16 protein-coding genes are annotated in these 16,774 nt (G+C 58.8%); 9 read left to right on the top strand and 7 right to left on the bottom strand.

Annotated elements, in window-relative coordinates; genetic code table 11:
* Positions 1–9: 9 nt before the first annotated feature.
* Positions 10–1,086, bottom strand: a complete 1,077-nt coding sequence (gene hppD / locus PCPL58_RS12290; RefSeq protein ID WP_003370421.1) for a 4-hydroxyphenylpyruvate dioxygenase — start codon at positions 1,084–1,086, stop codon at positions 10–12.
* Between the two features lie 142 nt (positions 1,087–1,228).
* Positions 1,229–1,864, bottom strand: coding sequence for a maleylacetoacetate isomerase (maiA, locus tag PCPL58_RS12285; protein ID WP_065349508.1), 636 nt, complete (start codon positions 1,862–1,864; stop codon positions 1,229–1,231).
* 157 nt (positions 1,865–2,021) lie between these two features.
* Between maiA and glcD the strand changes: the two genes are divergently transcribed.
* From glcD to PCPL58_RS12265, 4 genes are read left to right on the top strand one after another with little or no spacing between them, the layout of a single operon-like run.
* A complete protein-coding gene (gene glcD, locus PCPL58_RS12280) occupies positions 2,022–3,521 on the top strand; it encodes a glycolate oxidase subunit GlcD (RefSeq protein WP_065349507.1) in 1,500 nt (499 codons plus the stop codon).
* The gene (gene glcE, locus PCPL58_RS12275) at positions 3,521–4,579 is read left to right on the top strand and encodes a glycolate oxidase subunit GlcE (RefSeq protein ID WP_065349506.1); all 1,059 of its coding nucleotides are present in this window, start codon (positions 3,521–3,523) and stop codon (positions 4,577–4,579) included. Before glcD ends, glcE begins: the two co-directional genes overlap by 1 nt.
* Before the next feature lie 3 nt (positions 4,580–4,582).
* Positions 4,583–5,815, top strand: a complete 1,233-nt coding sequence (gene glcF, locus PCPL58_RS12270) for a glycolate oxidase subunit GlcF (RefSeq protein WP_065349505.1) — start codon at positions 4,583–4,585, stop codon at positions 5,813–5,815.
* Between the two features lie 34 nt (positions 5,816–5,849).
* Positions 5,850–6,257: a heme-binding protein gene (locus tag PCPL58_RS12265; RefSeq protein ID WP_065349504.1), complete on the top strand. Its 408-nt coding sequence runs from the start codon at positions 5,850–5,852 to the stop codon at positions 6,255–6,257.
* 47 nt (positions 6,258–6,304) lie between these two features.
* On the opposite strand, the gene PCPL58_RS12260 is transcribed toward PCPL58_RS12265, so the two are convergent.
* Positions 6,305–7,276: a YncE family protein gene (locus PCPL58_RS12260; protein ID WP_003370412.1), complete on the bottom strand. Its 972-nt coding sequence runs from the start codon at positions 7,274–7,276 to the stop codon at positions 6,305–6,307.
* Between the two features lie 329 nt (positions 7,277–7,605).
* Positions 7,606–8,622, bottom strand: coding sequence for an HTH-type transcriptional regulator GntR (gene gntR, locus PCPL58_RS12255; protein WP_054081606.1), 1,017 nt, complete (start codon positions 8,620–8,622; stop codon positions 7,606–7,608).
* Between the two features lie 283 nt (positions 8,623–8,905).
* On the opposite strand from gntR, the gene PCPL58_RS12250 reads away from it, so the two are divergent.
* From PCPL58_RS12250 to csrA, 3 genes are all read left to right on the top strand, one after another.
* A complete protein-coding gene (locus PCPL58_RS12250; RefSeq protein ID WP_003344097.1) occupies positions 8,906–9,394 on the top strand; it encodes a gluconokinase in 489 nt (162 codons plus the stop codon).
* A gap of 98 nt (positions 9,395–9,492) precedes the next feature.
* A complete protein-coding gene (locus PCPL58_RS12245) occupies positions 9,493–10,845 on the top strand; it encodes a GntP family permease (protein WP_003436276.1) in 1,353 nt (450 codons plus the stop codon).
* 524 nt (positions 10,846–11,369) lie between these two features.
* Complete coding sequence (csrA, locus tag PCPL58_RS12240; RefSeq protein ID WP_002554157.1) at positions 11,370–11,558, top strand: carbon storage regulator CsrA; 189 nt, start codon at positions 11,370–11,372, stop codon at positions 11,556–11,558.
* Positions 11,559–11,676: 118 nt separating this feature from the next.
* On the opposite strand, the gene PCPL58_RS12235 is transcribed toward csrA, so the two are convergent.
* The 3 genes from PCPL58_RS12235 to PCPL58_RS12225 form a co-directional block, all read right to left on the bottom strand.
* A complete protein-coding gene (locus PCPL58_RS12235; protein ID WP_065349503.1) occupies positions 11,677–13,077 on the bottom strand; it encodes a pyridine nucleotide-disulfide oxidoreductase in 1,401 nt (466 codons plus the stop codon).
* A gap of 719 nt (positions 13,078–13,796) precedes the next feature.
* Positions 13,797–14,057, bottom strand: coding sequence for a DUF1652 domain-containing protein (locus PCPL58_RS12230; protein ID WP_003370403.1), 261 nt, complete (start codon positions 14,055–14,057; stop codon positions 13,797–13,799).
* A 404-nt stretch (positions 14,058–14,461) separates the two neighbouring features.
* On the bottom strand, positions 14,462–14,971 hold the full coding sequence (locus tag PCPL58_RS12225; RefSeq protein WP_003370401.1) for a GNAT family N-acetyltransferase: 510 nt from the start codon (positions 14,969–14,971) through the stop codon (positions 14,462–14,464).
* 351 nt (positions 14,972–15,322) lie between these two features.
* Here PCPL58_RS12225 and PCPL58_RS12220 point away from each other — a divergent pair, with 351 nt between their 5' ends.
* Together PCPL58_RS12220 and PCPL58_RS12215 are read left to right on the top strand one after the other, a co-directional pair.
* Positions 15,323–16,267, top strand: coding sequence for an alpha/beta hydrolase (locus PCPL58_RS12220; RefSeq protein WP_065349502.1), 945 nt, complete (start codon positions 15,323–15,325; stop codon positions 16,265–16,267).
* Between the two features lie 54 nt (positions 16,268–16,321).
* Positions 16,322–16,762, top strand: a complete 441-nt coding sequence (locus PCPL58_RS12215) for a GNAT family acetyltransferase (protein WP_024662299.1) — start codon at positions 16,322–16,324, stop codon at positions 16,760–16,762.
* The last annotated feature ends 12 nt before the right edge of the window (positions 16,763–16,774 follow it).

Genomic DNA, 16,774 nt, shown 5'->3' with positions numbered 1-16,774 from the left:
GGTTATCGCTCAATCCGGCGTCAGTACACCACGCTGGATCTGGTCGCGTTCGATGGATTCGAACAGCGCCTTGAAGTTGCCTTCGCCAAACCCGTCGTCGCCCTTGCGCTGAATGAATTCGAAAAACACCGGGCCCATCAGCGTGGCGGAGAATATCTGCAACAGCAAGCGACGCTCGCCCCCTTCGGAAGAGCCATCGAGCAGAATGCCGCGTGACTTGAGCTCGGCCTCCGGCTCACCGTGATCGGGCAGGCGGCCTTGCAGCATCTCGTAGTAGGTGTCCGGTGGCGCAGTCATGAAGCGCATGCCGGTTGCTTTCAGCGCGTCCCAGGTCTTGATCAGGTCATCGGTAAAGAACGCTACATGCTGGATGCCTTCGCCATTGAACTGCATCAGGAACTCTTCAATCTGCCCCGCCCCCTTGGACGACTCTTCGTTGAGCGGAATGCGGATCATGCCGTCCGGGGCGGTCATGGCTTTGGAGGTCAGGCCGGTGTATTCGCCCTTGATGTCGAAGTAACGCAGCTCGCGAAAATTGAACAGCTTTTCATAGAAACCGGCCCAATACGCCATGCGCCCGCGGTACACGTTGTGGGTCAGGTGATCGATGAATTTCAGACCGGCACCGACCGGGTGGCGATCGACGCCTTCGATGAAATTGAAATCAATATCGTAAATCGACGTGCCCTCGCCGAAGCGATCAATCAGGTATAACGGCGCGCCACCGATGCCCTTGATCGCGGGCAGGCGCAACTCCATGGGCCCGGTAGCGATTTCCAGCGGTTGTGCACCCAGTTCGAGTGCCCGGTTATAAGCCTTCTGCGCATCTTTCACGCGGAACGCCATGCCGCATACCGAAGGACCATGCTCGGCGGCAAAGTACGATGCCAGGCTGTGCGGCTCGTTGTTGAGGATCAGGTTGATCGCGCCCTGACGAAACAGGGACACGTCCTTGGAGCGGTGCGTTGCGACTTTGGTGAAGCCCATCATCTGAAACACGGGCTCAAGGCTGTTGGGCGTCGGTGACGCGAACTCGATGAATTCAAAGCCCATCAGGCCCATTGGATTTTCGTAAAGATCAGCCATGACTGGCTCCTTGCAGGAAAGTGAGAGTGGGTAACCCTGGCAATCACTGTCCTGCGGGCGGCGCACACGGAATCCCTCGCACGCTGCGTGCGAGAAAATCACCGAATATCAGTTGCAGACCAAGAATCTTCATGAAGGCAGCCTACTCCGGCTTGTCGGATTGTGCATCAGGATGTGCCTGCTGAAAGGCCGGGTGCTGCATGGCCAGGTGCTCGACCCGCTGAATACGCGCAAATGCAGTCAGGTCAACGTGGTAACGATGGGCTGCGTACAACTGCGGTAACAGGTAAATATCCGCGAGGCCGGGGCTCGAGCCAAAACAGAAACCCTGGTCCCCGATCAACTGCTCGACGGCCTGCAAGCCTTGGCCGATCCAATGCCTGGTCCAGGCCACGACAGCGGCCTCGTCGTGACCAAGCGTGCGCAACCGGTCAAGCGCCGAAACGTTGTGCAAGGGCTGGATGTCACAGCCGATAAGCGCCGCCACGGCACGCTGTCGAGCCCGCATCACAGCCTCCTGCGCCAGTAACGCAGGTTGCGGATAACGCTCCTCCAGGTATTCGATGATCGCCAGTGACTGAGTGATGACCACTCCATCGTCCAGCCGCAGTGCAGGCACCCTGCCCTGCGGGTTCAAGTCCGTGCAATCAGGTTTGTTTTGCTCGCCGCCCTCAAGCGCCAGGTTGACCGGAACCGCCGTGTAATCCAGCCCCTTGAGGGCCAGCGCAATACGCACACGGTAACTGGAGGTCGAGCGGTAATAAGTGAATAGGTCCACGGGAGTCGCCTGCCTGACGCATGGGTGCGTGTTTTTATTTTCGTAACCGCATTACGTAATGCGTAAATTGCGTGATCAGACCTTCGCTGTCAACTCAAGCTTCGTAGCGAATGAGCTAGGATGCATTAACCCGATAAAAACAACCCAGGGTGGCTTGATGAATATCCTTTACGACGAACGCATCGATGGCGTGCTGCCCGCCGTCGACAAGCAACAACTGTTGCAGGCGCTGCAACAGCAGTTGCCCGACCTGGACATCCTGCATCGGCCCGAAGAACTGCGGCCTTACGAGTGCGACGGATTGTCGGCCTATCGCAGCACACCGATGCTGGTGGCATTACCGCGGCATGTGGAAGAAGTACAGACGCTGCTCAGGCTGTGCCACGCACGTCGCGTACCGGTGGTCGCTCGTGGGGCGGGCACCGGGCTGTCGGGTGGCGCGCTGCCGCTGGAAAAAGGCGTGCTGCTGGTCATGGCACGCTTCAATCAGATCCTCGATATCGACCCTTCGGCGCGCCTGGCGCGGGTTCAGCCCGGCGTGCGCAATCTGGCCATTTCTCAGGCGGCAGCGCCCCACGGCCTGTATTACGCGCCGGACCCGTCCTCGCAAATTGCATGCTCCATCGGCGGCAATGTGGCGGAAAATGCCGGCGGCGTGCATTGCCTCAAGTACGGGCTGACCGTGCATAACCTGCTCAAGGTCGAGATCCTGACCGTGGAAGGCGAGCCGATGACACTGGGCAGCGACACGCTGGACTCGCCGGGCTTCGACCTGCTGGCACTGTTCACCGGCTCCGAAGGCATGCTCGGCGTCATTACCGAAGTCACGGTCAAGCTGCTACCCAGACCGCAAGTGGCCAAGGTGCTGCTGGCGGCGTTCGATTCAGTGGAAAAGGCCGGACGCGCGGTGGCCGATATCATCGCCGCGGGCATTATCCCCGGCGGACTTGAGATGATGGACAATCTGGCGATTCGTGCCGCCGAGGATTTCATTCACGCAGGTTACCCGGTCGATGCCGAAGCCATTCTGCTCTGTGAACTGGACGGCGTCGAAGCCGACGTGCACGCCGATTGCGAACGGGTCAGCGAGGTATTGACACTGGCGGGCGCTACCCAAGTGCGCCAGGCGAAGGATGAAGCCGAGCGGGTCCGCTTCTGGGCCGGGCGCAAGAACGCTTTCCCGGCCGTGGGTCGCCTGTCGCCGGATTACTACTGCATGGACGGGACCATCCCGCGCCGTGAGTTGCCGGGAGTGTTGCGCAGCATCAGGGAGCTATCCGAGCAATACGGCTTGCGCGTCGCCAACGTGTTTCATGCGGGTGACGGCAACATGCATCCGCTGATCCTGTTCGATGCCAATCAACCGGGTGAGCTGGAGCGCGCCGAGGCACTGGGCGGCAAAATCCTCGAGCTGTGCGTCAAGGTCGGCGGCAGCATTACTGGCGAGCACGGTGTCGGTCGCGAGAAGATCAATCAGATGTGTGCCCAGTTCAATAGCGACGAGCTGACCTTCTTCCATGCCATCAAGGCGGCGTTCGACGCCAGCGGTCTGCTCAACCCTGGCAAAAACATCCCGACGCTGCATCGCTGCGCGGAATTTGGCGCCATGCACATACATGCCGGGCAATTGCCGTTCCCCGACCTGGAGCGCTTCTGATGAGCACGATGGACAACGACGTCAGCCAGGCACTGCTCCAGCGGGTCGATCAGGCGCTCCGCGACAACCGGCCGTTACGTATTCAGGGCGGCAACAGCAAGACTTCTCTCGGTCGTGAAACGGCTGGCGAAATACTCGATACCCGCGAGCACCGAGGCATCGTCAGTTATGACCCGACAGAACTGGTGATCACGGCGCGCGCCGGTACGCCATTGAACGAGCTGATACAGACGCTGGATGCCGCAGGTCAGATGCTGCCTTGCGAACCGCCGGACTTCGGCGCGGCAACGCTCGGCGGCATGGTCGCTGCGGGGCTCTCGGGACCGCGCCGTCCGTGGAGTGGGTCGGTGCGTGATTTCGTGCTGGGCACACGGGTCATCACCGGTCTTGGCAAACACCTGCGTTTCGGCGGAGAAGTCATGAAGAACGTTGCAGGTTATGACGTTTCACGCCTGATGGCAGGCAGTTTCGGCTGCCTGGGGCTGCTGACCGAGGTGTCGCTCAAGGTGCTGCCCAAACCACGTCTGTGCAGCAGCATCGCACTGGAAATGGACAGCGCGCTGGCCTTGGCGCGCCTTGCCGAGTGGGGTCAGCAACCGATACCGATCAGCGCGGCCAGCCATGATGGCCACGTACTGCGTCTGCGCCTGGAAGGCGGTGAAGGTTCAGTGGCCGCAGCCCGGGACCGGCTCGGCGGCGAGCTGCTCGATGCCGCGTACTGGCAACAGTTGAATGCGCACCGCCTGCCCTTCTTCGATGACCCTCGGCCGCTGTGGCGGCTCTGTGTACCTGCTGACAGCCGCCTGCCGGATCTGCCGGGCGAGCAGTTGATCGACTGGGGTGGCGCGCAACGCTGGCTCAAGTCGGATGCTGACGGACAAACCATTAGAGCGATCACTATGGCGGTTGGCGGCCATGCGACCTGCTACAGCCAGGGCGTCGTCGACAGCCCGTTTGAACCGTTGGCCGCACCTGTGCTGCGCTACCATCAGGCACTCAAGACCCGACTCGACCCGCAGGGGATTTTCAACCCCGGCCGACTGTACGCGGAGCTTTGAAACATGCAGACCACATTGAGTGAACACGCCAGAACCCTGCCGTGCGCCGAAGAAGCCGAACGTATCCTGCGCAGTTGTGTGCATTGCGGTTTCTGTAACGCCACGTGCCCGACCTATCAATTGCTGGGTGATGAGCTGGACGGTCCACGCGGCAGGATCTACCTGATCAAGCAGGTGCTCGAAGGTCAGCCGGTCACCGAGAAAACCCGTGTGCATCTGGACCGCTGCCTGAGCTGTCGTAACTGCGAGACCACCTGCCCGTCCGGGGTGGATTACCACAACCTGCTGGACATCGGCCGCGCGGCGGTTGAGGCCCTGGTGCCGCGGCCACTCGCAGAACGCGTGCTGCGTGAAGGCTTGCGTCGCGTCATCCCCCACCCCGGGCTGTTCAAATCCCTGACCGGCATGGGCCTGAAGTTCAGGCCGTTGCTGCCACAAACCCTGGCCACCAAGCTGCCGGAGACGGTCCATCCTGCCGGACTTCGTCCGCACACCGGTCATGTGCGCCAGGTGCTGCTCCTGGAAGGTTGCGTTCAACCGGGCCTGTCGCCCAACACCAATAGCGCTACGGCGCGGGTGCTGGATCGTCTGGGCATCGGCATTACGGCGGTCAGACAGGCGGGTTGCTGCGGCGCCGTGGATTATCACCTCAATGCACAGGAGGCAGGGCTGGACCGGGCACGGCGCAACATCGACGCGTGGTGGCCCGCGTTGCAGGGCAGTGTTGAAAGCCTGATCCAGACGGCCAGCGGCTGCGGGGCCTTCGTCAAGGATTACGGCCACCTGCTGCGCCATGATCCAGCCTATGCCGACAAGGCCGGGCAGATCAGCGCGCGAACCAAGGATCTGGTCGAACTGCTGCGCGACGAACCGCTGGAAACCCTCGGCATCAAGACCGATCAGCGCCTGGCGTTTCACTGCCCGTGTACGCTGCAACACGCGCAAAAACTCGGCGGCGAAGTCGAGCGTGTCCTGACTCGTCTAGGCTTCAATCTGACCACAGTGCCGGACGGTCATTTATGCTGCGGCTCTGCAGGCACCTACTCCATCACCCAGCCTGCCATCGCCCGTCAACTGCGCGACAACCGCATGAACGCACTGGAGAGCGGCAAACCGCAGGTGATTGCCACCGCTAATATCGGCTGTCAGACCCATCTGGCCAGCGCCGGCCGAACGCCAGTGCGGCACTGGATCGAACTGATCGATGCAGCGCTTGGCACGCCTGAATCACACTGAACCCTATTCAATAATCACTGCTCCGGAGAACCCCATGAAGATCAAAGCCGTCCTGACCCAGACCGAAATCAGCCTGATGCTCGGTGCCGCACGCGATGAAGCACGGGCCAATGCCTGGGCCGTGTCCATCGCCGTCGTTGATGACGGCGGCCATCTGCTGGCATTCGAGAGACTGGACGACGCCGCACCGATCAGCAGCTACATCGCGATCGAAAAAGCCCGCACCTCGGCACTCGGCAAACGTGAGTCCAAGGGTTACGAAGAGATGGTCAATGGCGGGCGCACTGCATTCCTGAGTGCTCCGCTGCTGACTTCCCTGGAAGGCGGTGTGCCGGTCATCGTCGACGGCCATGTAATCGGTGCGCTGGGGGTTTCAGGCGTGAAAGCCGAACAGGATGCTCAGGTCGCCAAGGCCGGTGTCGCAGCACTTGACGCCGACTGACGGGCGGCCCGGCTGGTCACACGCAAGCCAGGCCACTGCAGGAGTCTTCATAGCCGGTAGATCGAGATCCAGCTCATGTCCGGATGGCTGGAATAGATATACGTGCCGGTCTTGTTGAGTACAGCGCCGCCTACCGACGGAAAGTAGGCAATGCAGGTGGCGATGCCCTTCACCGTATCGATCCGGTAAACGTCGTAATTACAGGTGTAGATTGCGTAGACATAGCGGTCATCCGGTGTCACGCCGATGACTTTCACCGGGTAACCCTGCGTGCCGATTTTTTCCCGATAGAAGGTTTTATTGGTCGCGGCATCGACGATGTAGACCTCGTCGATGCCGCCGACATACAGCCAGGCGCCATCGGAACTGAAGGCCATCGAACGTGGGTCGGAAAACCCGGTAATGTCATGCTGCAGGTAATCGACCTTGCTGATCGCAAGAACATCGGTAGGCGCGGTGCGATCAACCAGCATGGTCGCGTAAAACCTGTCGTTCAACGGACTGATCCCGAGGGCCAGCGATGCGTTGGTCAGGGCGCCCAGATCGAACTCGTTTTCGACCGTGTAATTCTCGGTCTCGATCAGACGAATCAAACCGCCGAGCGCATTCTGAAAGGACAGGCAGATAAAACGGCCATCGGCACTGCACAGGATCCTGTTGACGTTGGCTGCCGGGAGTATCCTGATCACTTCGCGCAGTCGCGTATCGACCACGTAGCACCTTTTCTGGCCAATGGTGTAAAGCCTTTTACCATCGGGGCTCAGGGTAATCGCGCCGGCCCCTGCCCGCTTGATGGCGCCCGTTACGCTGGCACTGGCGATGTCGACCACGCTGACTTCCCGGCCACTTTCATGGGCGACATACAACGTGGTTTCATCAGGGCTGATAGCGATCTGTGCGGGTACAAAGCCCAGGGGGATAATGCCGGTCAGCCACGCGATGTCCAAGGGCACACCCGAACCGACGGGGTCAGCGATATGCGTCAAGGCTCTAACGTTCTGAGATGCTTTTTTTTGCATTTCTCTGATCCTTCAATAGGTCTTGTAAGACCGCCAGAACGGGGAATAGATAAGAAGATATATCCCCGTCATCCAACGATGCGGCCAAGACACTTATGCCGCTCCGAGCCAAAAACATAGGGTCATTGAATACTCAACACGGGGGGATGGGTACTGTCAGAAATGACAGTCAAAATGTGCCGGAACCGTTCGAATGAGGGTATCGCTGGCAGTGCAGGACAGCGCGGTCGGGCACTCCAGCCCGAAGGCATCGAGCCCGCAGAGCGCCATTACCATTGGTCAGCGCAATGACCCGGAGAAGGCTCGCGAGAATTGGCCGGGGAAAATCCTCAAGAGCTTTCCCGCACCACCAGCTCAAAGCCGAGATCCACCAGAGGCTGCTGGGTGACCCCGTCAAGCAGGCCCAGCAATACCTGAGCAGCGCGCTGCCCGACTTCTTCTCTGGGCGTGCGTATCGAGGTCAGGCGCGGCACCATGTGCGCGGACCCCGGCAGGTCGTTGAAGCCCACCAGAGAGACTCGTTCGGGAATCGTGACGCCCAGGCGCAAGGCCTCCAGCGCGGCGCCTTGTGCCAGGTCGTCGTTACAGAAAAATACCCCGTCGACATCCGGATGCTGGTCAAGCAGGCGCGCAAACAACTCCCCGCCCAGACCGATCGACGAGGCCTGGCGTGTCGAGACCTGCAACGCGGGGTCGAACAGCCCGGCGTCTTCCAGCACCCGACGGAACCCGGCGCCACGTTGCAGTACACGAGGGTCGAGTTGGGCGGCCATGTACGCCAGCCGACGGCGGCCACGCCCGAGCAGGTGACGCGCGGCTTCAGCACCGGCCTGTTGTTGCGAGAACCCGACGCAATAGGCGCCCAGGCGGGTGTCGAGTTCCATCATGTGCACGCAGGGTATGCCACTGGTTTCAAGCATCTGGCGAGACGCTGCCGTGTGGTCGAAACCGGTCAGCAGAATACCGCGCGGGCGATTGACCAGATGGTTGCGCAGCAGCTTCTCTTCCTCGTCAGGTGAGTAATGGTAGTTGCCGATGACCACGTCCAGGCCCCGCACGCGCAACACGTCCTGAATGGCTTCCAGCGTCTCGATGAACAACTGGTTGGACAGTGACGGCACCAGTACCACGACGGTCTGACTGCAGGAAGAAGCCAGTGCCCTGGCGGCCGGGTTGGCTACATAACCCAGGCCCTGCGCCGCAGCACGGACCTTTTCCACAAGTTCAGGCGCCACGGTGCTGATACCGCGTAACGCACGCGAGGCAGTGATCGGAGAGACACCAGCCAGCTTCGCCACTTCATTGAGCGTGGGGCGACCGGTAGAGCGGGAACCAATGCGTATCATGCGTTGCCAACTAACATAAGGGTTGCCAAATGTGTCGATTGCCCCATAAGGTAGCGCTGTCTCATGGAACGTGACAATGCTTTATCGCTGGTTTCACAGGGGTTGCCCGGTTCGGGTCCCGCGGAGAACAGCCTCCCATGCTTATTGATGAGCCCAAAACAACGACAAATAACTGGAACAGCCCGGGCTGGGACTCATGTCCACCCGAAAGAAGACAGCGCTGTCTCCAGATGAGGTGCCTACTGTGACAACTGCGAATACTGCTATTTCCGCCCTTGTGGTGATGGGTGTGTCTGGCTGCGGCAAAAGCGCCGTGGGTGCCGAGATTGCCCTGAACAGCGGCGGCCGTCTGATCGAAGGCGACGCGTTCCATCCACCGGCCAACATCGAAAAGATGAGCGCCGGAACCCCCCTCAACGACGAAGACCGTGCCGGCTGGCTGACCCGCCTGGGCGAAGAGATGGCTGCCGCCCTCGCCAACGGTGAACACCCGGTGCTGACCTGCTCCTCGCTCAAGCTCATTTATCGCCAGCGCCTGCGTGATGCGGTGCCTGGCCTGGGTTTCGTTTTTCTGGAACTCAGCAAGGAACTCGCCAGCGAACGCTGCTCGCACCGGCCTGGGCACTTCATGCCCGCCAGCTTGGTGGACAGCCAGTTCGCGACCCTCGAACCGCCCTATGGCGAACCGCTGACATTGATCGTGGACGCGTCCCAGCCTATCGATGTCATCGGCAAACAAGCCGCAGCATGGTGGAAAGGCTCTCACGCCTGATAAAGGTGTGAGTGCAAAAGACAGCGCTGTCTTGCGCACACACGATTGAAGTCGGCGCTGTTAACAGTTCCTTAAAACAATAAACCGGAGAGACACCCATGTTCGGTATGACCCATGAGACGTTCCTGCTCGTCGATGCCTTGGTGACCATCGTCGGCCTGGTGCTGCTGATCACCACCTTCAAGGTGCACCCTTTCGTCGCGCTGACCCTGGCGGCAGGCTTTCTTGGCCTGACCTCGGGAATGCCGGTCGAAAAAGTCATGAAATCCTTCCAGGACGGCTTCGGTGGCGTACTGGGCTTCGTCGGTATCATCCTTGGCCTGGGCACGATGCTCGGCAAGCTGATGGCCGACTCGGGCGGCGCAGACCAGATTGCGCAAACGCTGATACGCACCTTCGGCAAGCAGAAAGTGCACTGGGCAATGATGTTCTCTGCCTTCCTGGTGGGCATCCCGTTGTTCTTCGAGATCGGTTTTGTCCTGCTGATACCGCTGGTGTTCATTGTCGCGCGACGCACCGGCGTGCCCATCGTGAAGATCGGCATTCCGCTGCTGGCAGGCCTGTCAGCCGTGCACGGTCTGGTTCCACCGCATCCGGGTCCGTTGCTGGCCATCGGCATCTTCGGTGCAGACATCGGCAAGACCATTTTCTACGGACTGATCGTTGCTCTGCCAACCGCCATCATCGCTGGCCCGATCTTCGGTAACTGGATTTCCAAAAGTATCCCCGGTACGCCGTCCAAGGAACTGATGGACCAGATTGCCAAGGAGTCGAGCACTGACAACCTGCCAGGCTTCGGCATCACGCTGGTGACCATCCTGCTGCCAGTCTTCCTGATGCTGCTCAAGACCTTGGCCGACGTGGTATTGCCGGAAAACAACATGTTCCGCATCTGGATGGATCTGATCGGTCACCCGATCACCGCCCTGCTTGCCGCGCTGTTGCTGGCGTTCTACACCTTTGGTGCCGCGCGCGGGTTTGACCGCAGCAAGATCATGAAGCTGCTGGACCAGAGTCTCGCTCCGGTGGCGGCAATCGTGCTGATCGTGGGCGCAGGCGGTGGCTTCAAGCAGATGCTGGTGGCCAGTGGCGTCGGTGACGTGATCGGGCACATGGCTGTGCAGGCGCAGATCAACCCGATCATGCTGGCCTGGCTGGTAGCGGCGGTCATCCGCATCGCAACCGGTTCGGCGACGGTGGCAACCATTACCGGTGCCGGCATCGTAGCGCCGGTGGTCGGCCTGATTCCAGGCGTCAATCGCGAACTGCTGGTGCTGGCAACCGGTGCCGGTTCGTTGATCCTGTCGCACGTCAACGACGCCGGGTTCTGGCTGGTGAAGCAGTACTTCAACATGACCGTTGCCGAGACCTTCAAGACCTGGACAGTGATGGAAACCATCCTCTCGGTCGTCGGCCTGATTTTCATCATGCTGTTGTCGATGGCGGTGTAAACCCCGGACCAGGCCTTCGCGGGAGCTGCAGCCCGCGAACGCCTGGCCCCGCCTCACACCTGTGCATCACCCTTACCAGCCCCCCCGCAATACACCGCATCAGCATGGACACTACGGTGATCCGCAGCCCCTTCCTACACACTCGTTCGCCACTTTCATTTGAATTTTCAGAAAGCCCGGGCAATCTGGTGAAGTCGTGCCTACGCTTGTACTCATATCGAAATGATTTGAGCAGCACCGTCGACCGAGACGATGACGACCCTGAAGGGTGCAGCGGCTGACGTTACTTTTTATATGACGCCAGTAAATACGGGCATTTTCACGTCGAAACGGGCAGAATTGGCGCACTCGTCGTATCCGGGATGCAAATCTCGATGACAAGAAAATGAACCGAGGGAATTTAATTCACCTGTGCGACGTCATAAGACGGATGCATTTGGATGCACTCGGCAACAATCACCACGCAAAGGCAAACGCCAGCCTCTTGAGAGAGGCGTTTTCAAGAGGCCATCAAGGAAAAGATTATGTTGATACTCACTCGCAAAGTAGGCGAAAGCATAAACATCGGTGACGAGATCACCGTCACGATTCTTGGCGTTCAAGGGCTTCAAGTCCGCCTGGGCATCAATGCACCTAAAAATGTTTCAGTGCATCGTGAAGAAATCTACAAACGTATCCAGGCAGAACTGGCTCCCAACCAGGACCCACAATAATTCCCGCACCACCCCCTTATTCAATGCTGATCTGCCGTTTATTGGCAGACCGGCCGTACGGCGTCCCTGGGACGCCGTTTTTTATGGCCGCCATTCTGCGCTTCTCTGCTGCACCGGCCTAACCGGCCTGAAGGCCTAAAGCTGCCTGCATGAACCCCTCCGAAATGAACGTCTCGGCAGCTACAGGTTGATGAGCAAGCCTGCGCGTGACCGCCTCCAGTACCACTCGGCTGGCATCATGATGAAACTGCCAGACGCCATATATCCGGCCGTCGAAGGCGGGTTCGCTGCCCAATTGCGGGTCGACGCCCAGTCCGGCGCCCAGACCGAAAAGATGCAGGCCCTTGATTCGACGACCGTGCTGGTCGAACGGGCAGCCGCCAGCGTCCGAGTCGAGTCCCCCCTTGGCCTCGCGCAAGCTGACAAGGTTGCCATCGGCATCCTTCAGTCTGGGCAACACGGGCTGATAACCAGAGCACTGCACGATCACAGTCGAGTCAGCCAGGACAAGTCGTGCCTGCTCGTGTTCATCGGGGCGTCCGCCCAGTGTCTGCACCATCTGCACGTGCACGCCGGTTTTGCCTACGCGGCCGCTTTGCAGCGCTTCGCGCCCGATCTCCAGGGCACGGTAACGCAAGCCTCCGGAACGGTTGATCCGACCTGAAACCGGACAGACGTCAAGTTGCGCGTCGAATGCGTAGCCGGCTGCGTGCGCCAGTTCAGCACTTTCGTAAAACAGCCTGATACTGCTCCGGTGAACCAGTGACAGTTCTTGCAAGCCAGCAAACTCCAGTGCATCCGCCAGATTCTCAAGCATCGAGAAAGCGCTGTGAGATCCCCCGACGATGGTGATACGCCCGTTATCGGCCAGCGCCGGGGCAAATACTTCGCGTAACTGCACCGCGTTCATGCGCAACAAGCGGTCAGCGCTCTGGTTAGTGCAGGTGTCCGGCAGCGTCAGACCTTGCCGGGCAAGATCATCGATCAGGTGTTGTGGATCCTGGCGCCCGCCCAGGTTGAGTACCAGCGTCTGGCAGCGCACGCTTCTTTTGCCGTACACGCTGTCAACGTGCAGACAGAACTCGTCGCCCTCGCAAATCACCTCATCAAGGCGCGTGCCGGACCATACTTCTACGCCATAACGTTGCACGATGTGGTCCAGCACCAGCCTGGCTGCCTCGGCCATGAGCAGGCCCACATCCGACAGCTGTGGCGCGCTCTGTGCCTGCGCCTTGATGCGCCAATAGGCTGCCGAGTACTCGAGGGGTTCGAACACCTCGCGCAATGCCGGATCACGAAGGCAGTCGATGAATACATCGCCTACCGAGTTGGCAGTAATCCGGTAATCTCCCAGCGCACCCGCCCCGGGCTGGTCGCTTGCATCAATGACAATCAGTCCTTTGGCAGCGAGCCCGGGCATCGCGCCGCTCTTCAGGGCGTAGAACAAAAAGCCCATGCCCGCGAGCCCGGCACCTCCCACCACGCAACCGCAGGCTGTTTCCATACAGTTATCAAACATAATGATGCTCCATCGTCATTTTCATACGTGGGTGCAGTCCAGATGTTCTGGATGTCGAATACCTGATTGATAAGGCGAACCAGCGTCCCTGCACGATTCGAGGCGAAACACATGCAGCACACTACACACGCGCTCATTCACGGCGCCCATGAGACGACATGGTTAGAGAAGGTGTTCTTCACAAAAAATTACAATAGGTACAACAGACACAGGCCCAATGTTCAGACCTGACAGGAAGAAGGCGTCATGCTACCGCCCTTTTTAAGACAACGCTTTTATCAGCCTGAAAAGAGTGACAATGCGTTACAAAATAAGTCGGGCAACTGAATAGTTGCAAAGAAAATCGGGGGTGTCAAATGGGCTGCGGACGGCGACAATGGCTTGAAACACTTTATAACCTGATGATTTGAATGACCTTGTATCGTTTAATCGTTGAATGCCCCTTCAAAAAAGCAGTTTTCGCTGACATTAACGCATTCAATGCGTTCAACTTATTTTTTATAGTCCGCGCTAAAAACAGCATTCTTTCGACGCTGTTAATTTGACGAGCATAAAGCGGTTCTGCGCCACCAGAGGTTCGCGTTCATGAAGACCCGCCTAGCCTCTCTGCCTGCGCCGAATGCGGTCGATAAAGCGGCCCTTAGAAACGACAAGGCCCCGATCAGCGATGATCAGGGCCAGGTAACGTGATGCCAGGGCATCAGCGGGGTGCAGCAGTATCAGGCAGCGCTGTAATACGCTTTCGCCACACGGGGCATTACCGGTTCTTCGCGTAACTCGGCCACCAGTGCCGAGATGTCCCGAACCGTATTGATACGGCTGAGCGGCAGATTCATCTGGCGCTGGGTACGCCCCGATACCGGGTCGCTTATCTGCACGTTCATCTGATCATTGGCAATCGTGCAGGTGCAGCGTAACGGCAGGAACGCACGTTCAACGATGCTTCTGAGTTCTAACTCGGACAGTCCACTCGCGATCATCTCTTTATCTCCTTATGTGTGTAAGCATGTCCCGACAGTGACAAATTTTTGATAATTTTTATTGTTGATGACTTTTTAAAAACGGCCCGCGCCAGCCCGCCAATTATCCGTCGCCACTCACTTGATGCTTAAACCCGTTATACACTGCGCGCTGCACTTCAGGCAACTTCCATACTTGAATATCGATCACCCTTTTAACGCGGTTTCTTATTGAGTGCCCCCACAGAAAAAACGATTCACCCTCATGTTCTTCAACAGAATGGGACTCGGCGTGAACCGCAGCGTATAAAAGGCACGTGAAAGGAAGGAATAAAGACCGACGAACGGTTGAACATAAAATGGTTACCGCGCTCGCAAGGCACGCCCGCTCCTTTAAAAGAGTCGTGCGTGCCCCGCTCGAAAACTTACTCTTGTGTGTCTTGCATGTTCTCTTTTGCGTCGGTGCCGGACAGCCGCAGGTGAATCAGCGCAACACGCTCGCCACGCTTGTCGCGCTTTTCTTCGATGTGGAAAGGACGAAACCCCATTCGCGGATAGAACAGCAAGCCCGGGACGTTGTGGTTGTAGCAGGACGCGATCATTTCACTCGCCTCGTGCTTGTCGAACGCAATCCCCATCATGGTGGTGATCATGAAGCGCCCTACTCCTCTGGAGCGGGCTTTCGGTGCGATGATGACGTTGCCCAGCGAACAGCGGCCGCGAAACGTGCAGAGAGAAAAGTTGGCAAACCCTACTACTTCGCCATCCATCTCGATGACGGTCGAATCATGACGCGTCTCAAGCGCTTCGATGAGTTGCGAGGCGGTCAACGGGTACGTGGCCCTGGGGAACATATAGAACAGCTCATCGGCATTCTGCGGCATCTCGCAGATGAGGGGGACGTCTTTTTCTTCCAGGGGACGGTAGGTGAACATAGGCGGTAACCTCTTGAAGAAATTGAAGAAAGCGCGGGAATACAGCAAGCAGATCGGCGAATCCGGCGGCGGTAGATGACAAAAACACAGCGCCCTCGCCGACACAGCATAATCCGCAGCTATCGATAAGGGCTACCTCAATAACAAAACGTGCTAATGAGCGTCGTTGTCCAGACTGCCTTCGGGCCACATCGCGCAAGGTATTGAAGCCACCGGTTTTACTCGCCTCGGTCTATCAATCCTTCCGGCGCAGGTACGCAATATCCTGTAACCCGGCGTTCGTCGGCTGGTCTTGCATCCCGGATGCAGATTCTGCATTTATTTCACTTTGTTGACCGGACTCTCCTTCTTATGTCGATTTCGCCTCTGGCTCGCTTCAAAGCCCGTCCGCTCAGATGGATTAGCATGATAGCCATCATCCTTGGCCTGCCCGTCGGCTGCGCAGTGCTTGAACACAAGGAGCGCGAACTGGTATTTCGCATCGAGCCCGGTACCGCCAGCTGGTACAGCGGTCTGCCGGCAGATGTACAGGAAATCGAACTCAGTACACCGGCATTCGGTAACTCGCAGAATATCCATGCATGGTGGTGGCCCGCTGCGGACAAGAACGCCCCGGCGATGCTGTACCTGCATGGATCACGATGGAACCTCACCGGCCAGCTGTTCCGTATCCAGCAGCTCAAGGCGCAGGGTTACTCGATACTGGCGATCGATTACCGGGGTTTCGGGCAAAGCATGGGCCAGCTGCCGTCGGAGAAGTCCGTGTATGAAGACGCACGCATCGCCTGGGAACGCCTGAAGCAATTGCAACCCGATCCGCAGCGCAGGCTGATTTATGGACACTCTCTGGGCGGTGCGGTGGCAGTGGATCTGGCTGCCGAGCTGGGCGAAGACGCTGAAAAGGGCAATGTGCCGATTCAGGCCCGCGGGCTGATCATAGAATCCACGTTCACCAACCTGGCCGATGTGGCTACCGCGCTGGCCAATACCTCGCTGCCGGTGCGCTGGCTGCTGTCGCAGAAGTTCGACTCACTGGACAAGATTGCAGACATCCATATGCCGGTGCTGATCGTGCATGGCACCGAGGATCGCTATGTCCCGGCCCGCTTCAGCGAACAGTTGTTTGAGGCCGCGCAGGAACCGAAGAAACTGCTATTGGTGCCTGGCGGTACGCATAACAACAGCATGCAGCTCGGGCAGCCCGCTTACAGCCGGGCCATTCGCGCCCTGCTCGATACACCCGCATCGCTGCCTCAGGTGACAAAACAGGGCAAGGGCTCAAAGACCGCCGGTTAGACAATGCAGGGCGCGTGGCCTTAGTCTTCGGATTCATGGCTAAAGGACCCCGCAATGAACTGTATTGTCGAGTATTCAGACCCGCATCACCGTCTCGCGGTCATCCAACTGTGGAAGACCGTCTTCAATGACGAAAAGCCGCACAATCGCCCAGACCTGTCGATCGACAAGAAAAGGGCTGTCGACGATCATTTGTTTTTCGTCGCTCTAGCGGATGACGAGGTGGTCGGGACCCTCCTTGCCGGCTATGACGGTCATCGCGGCTGGCTGTATTCGGTTGCCGTTGATCCCCAACAGCGTGGCAAAGGCCTGGGCACCCGGCTGGTCAGGCACGCTGAAAAAGCGCTCGCGGAGCTTGGCTGTGTGAAGATCAACCTGCAGATCCATACCTTTAATGAAAGCGTGCAGGCCTTCTATCAAACCCTGGGCTATACGCCTGAGCCCATTATCAGCATGGGTAAGCGGATTGATGCCAATGTGCCTAATCTGCCCTGAGCCGTGCGCCCC

Source organism: Pseudomonas cerasi, from assembly GCF_900074915.1.
GTDB classification, from domain to species: domain Bacteria; phylum Pseudomonadota; class Gammaproteobacteria; order Pseudomonadales; family Pseudomonadaceae; genus Aquipseudomonas; species Aquipseudomonas cerasi.
Note: the sequence above shows the minus strand (reverse complement) of the source record. Positions and strands in the feature narration are given on the sequence as shown.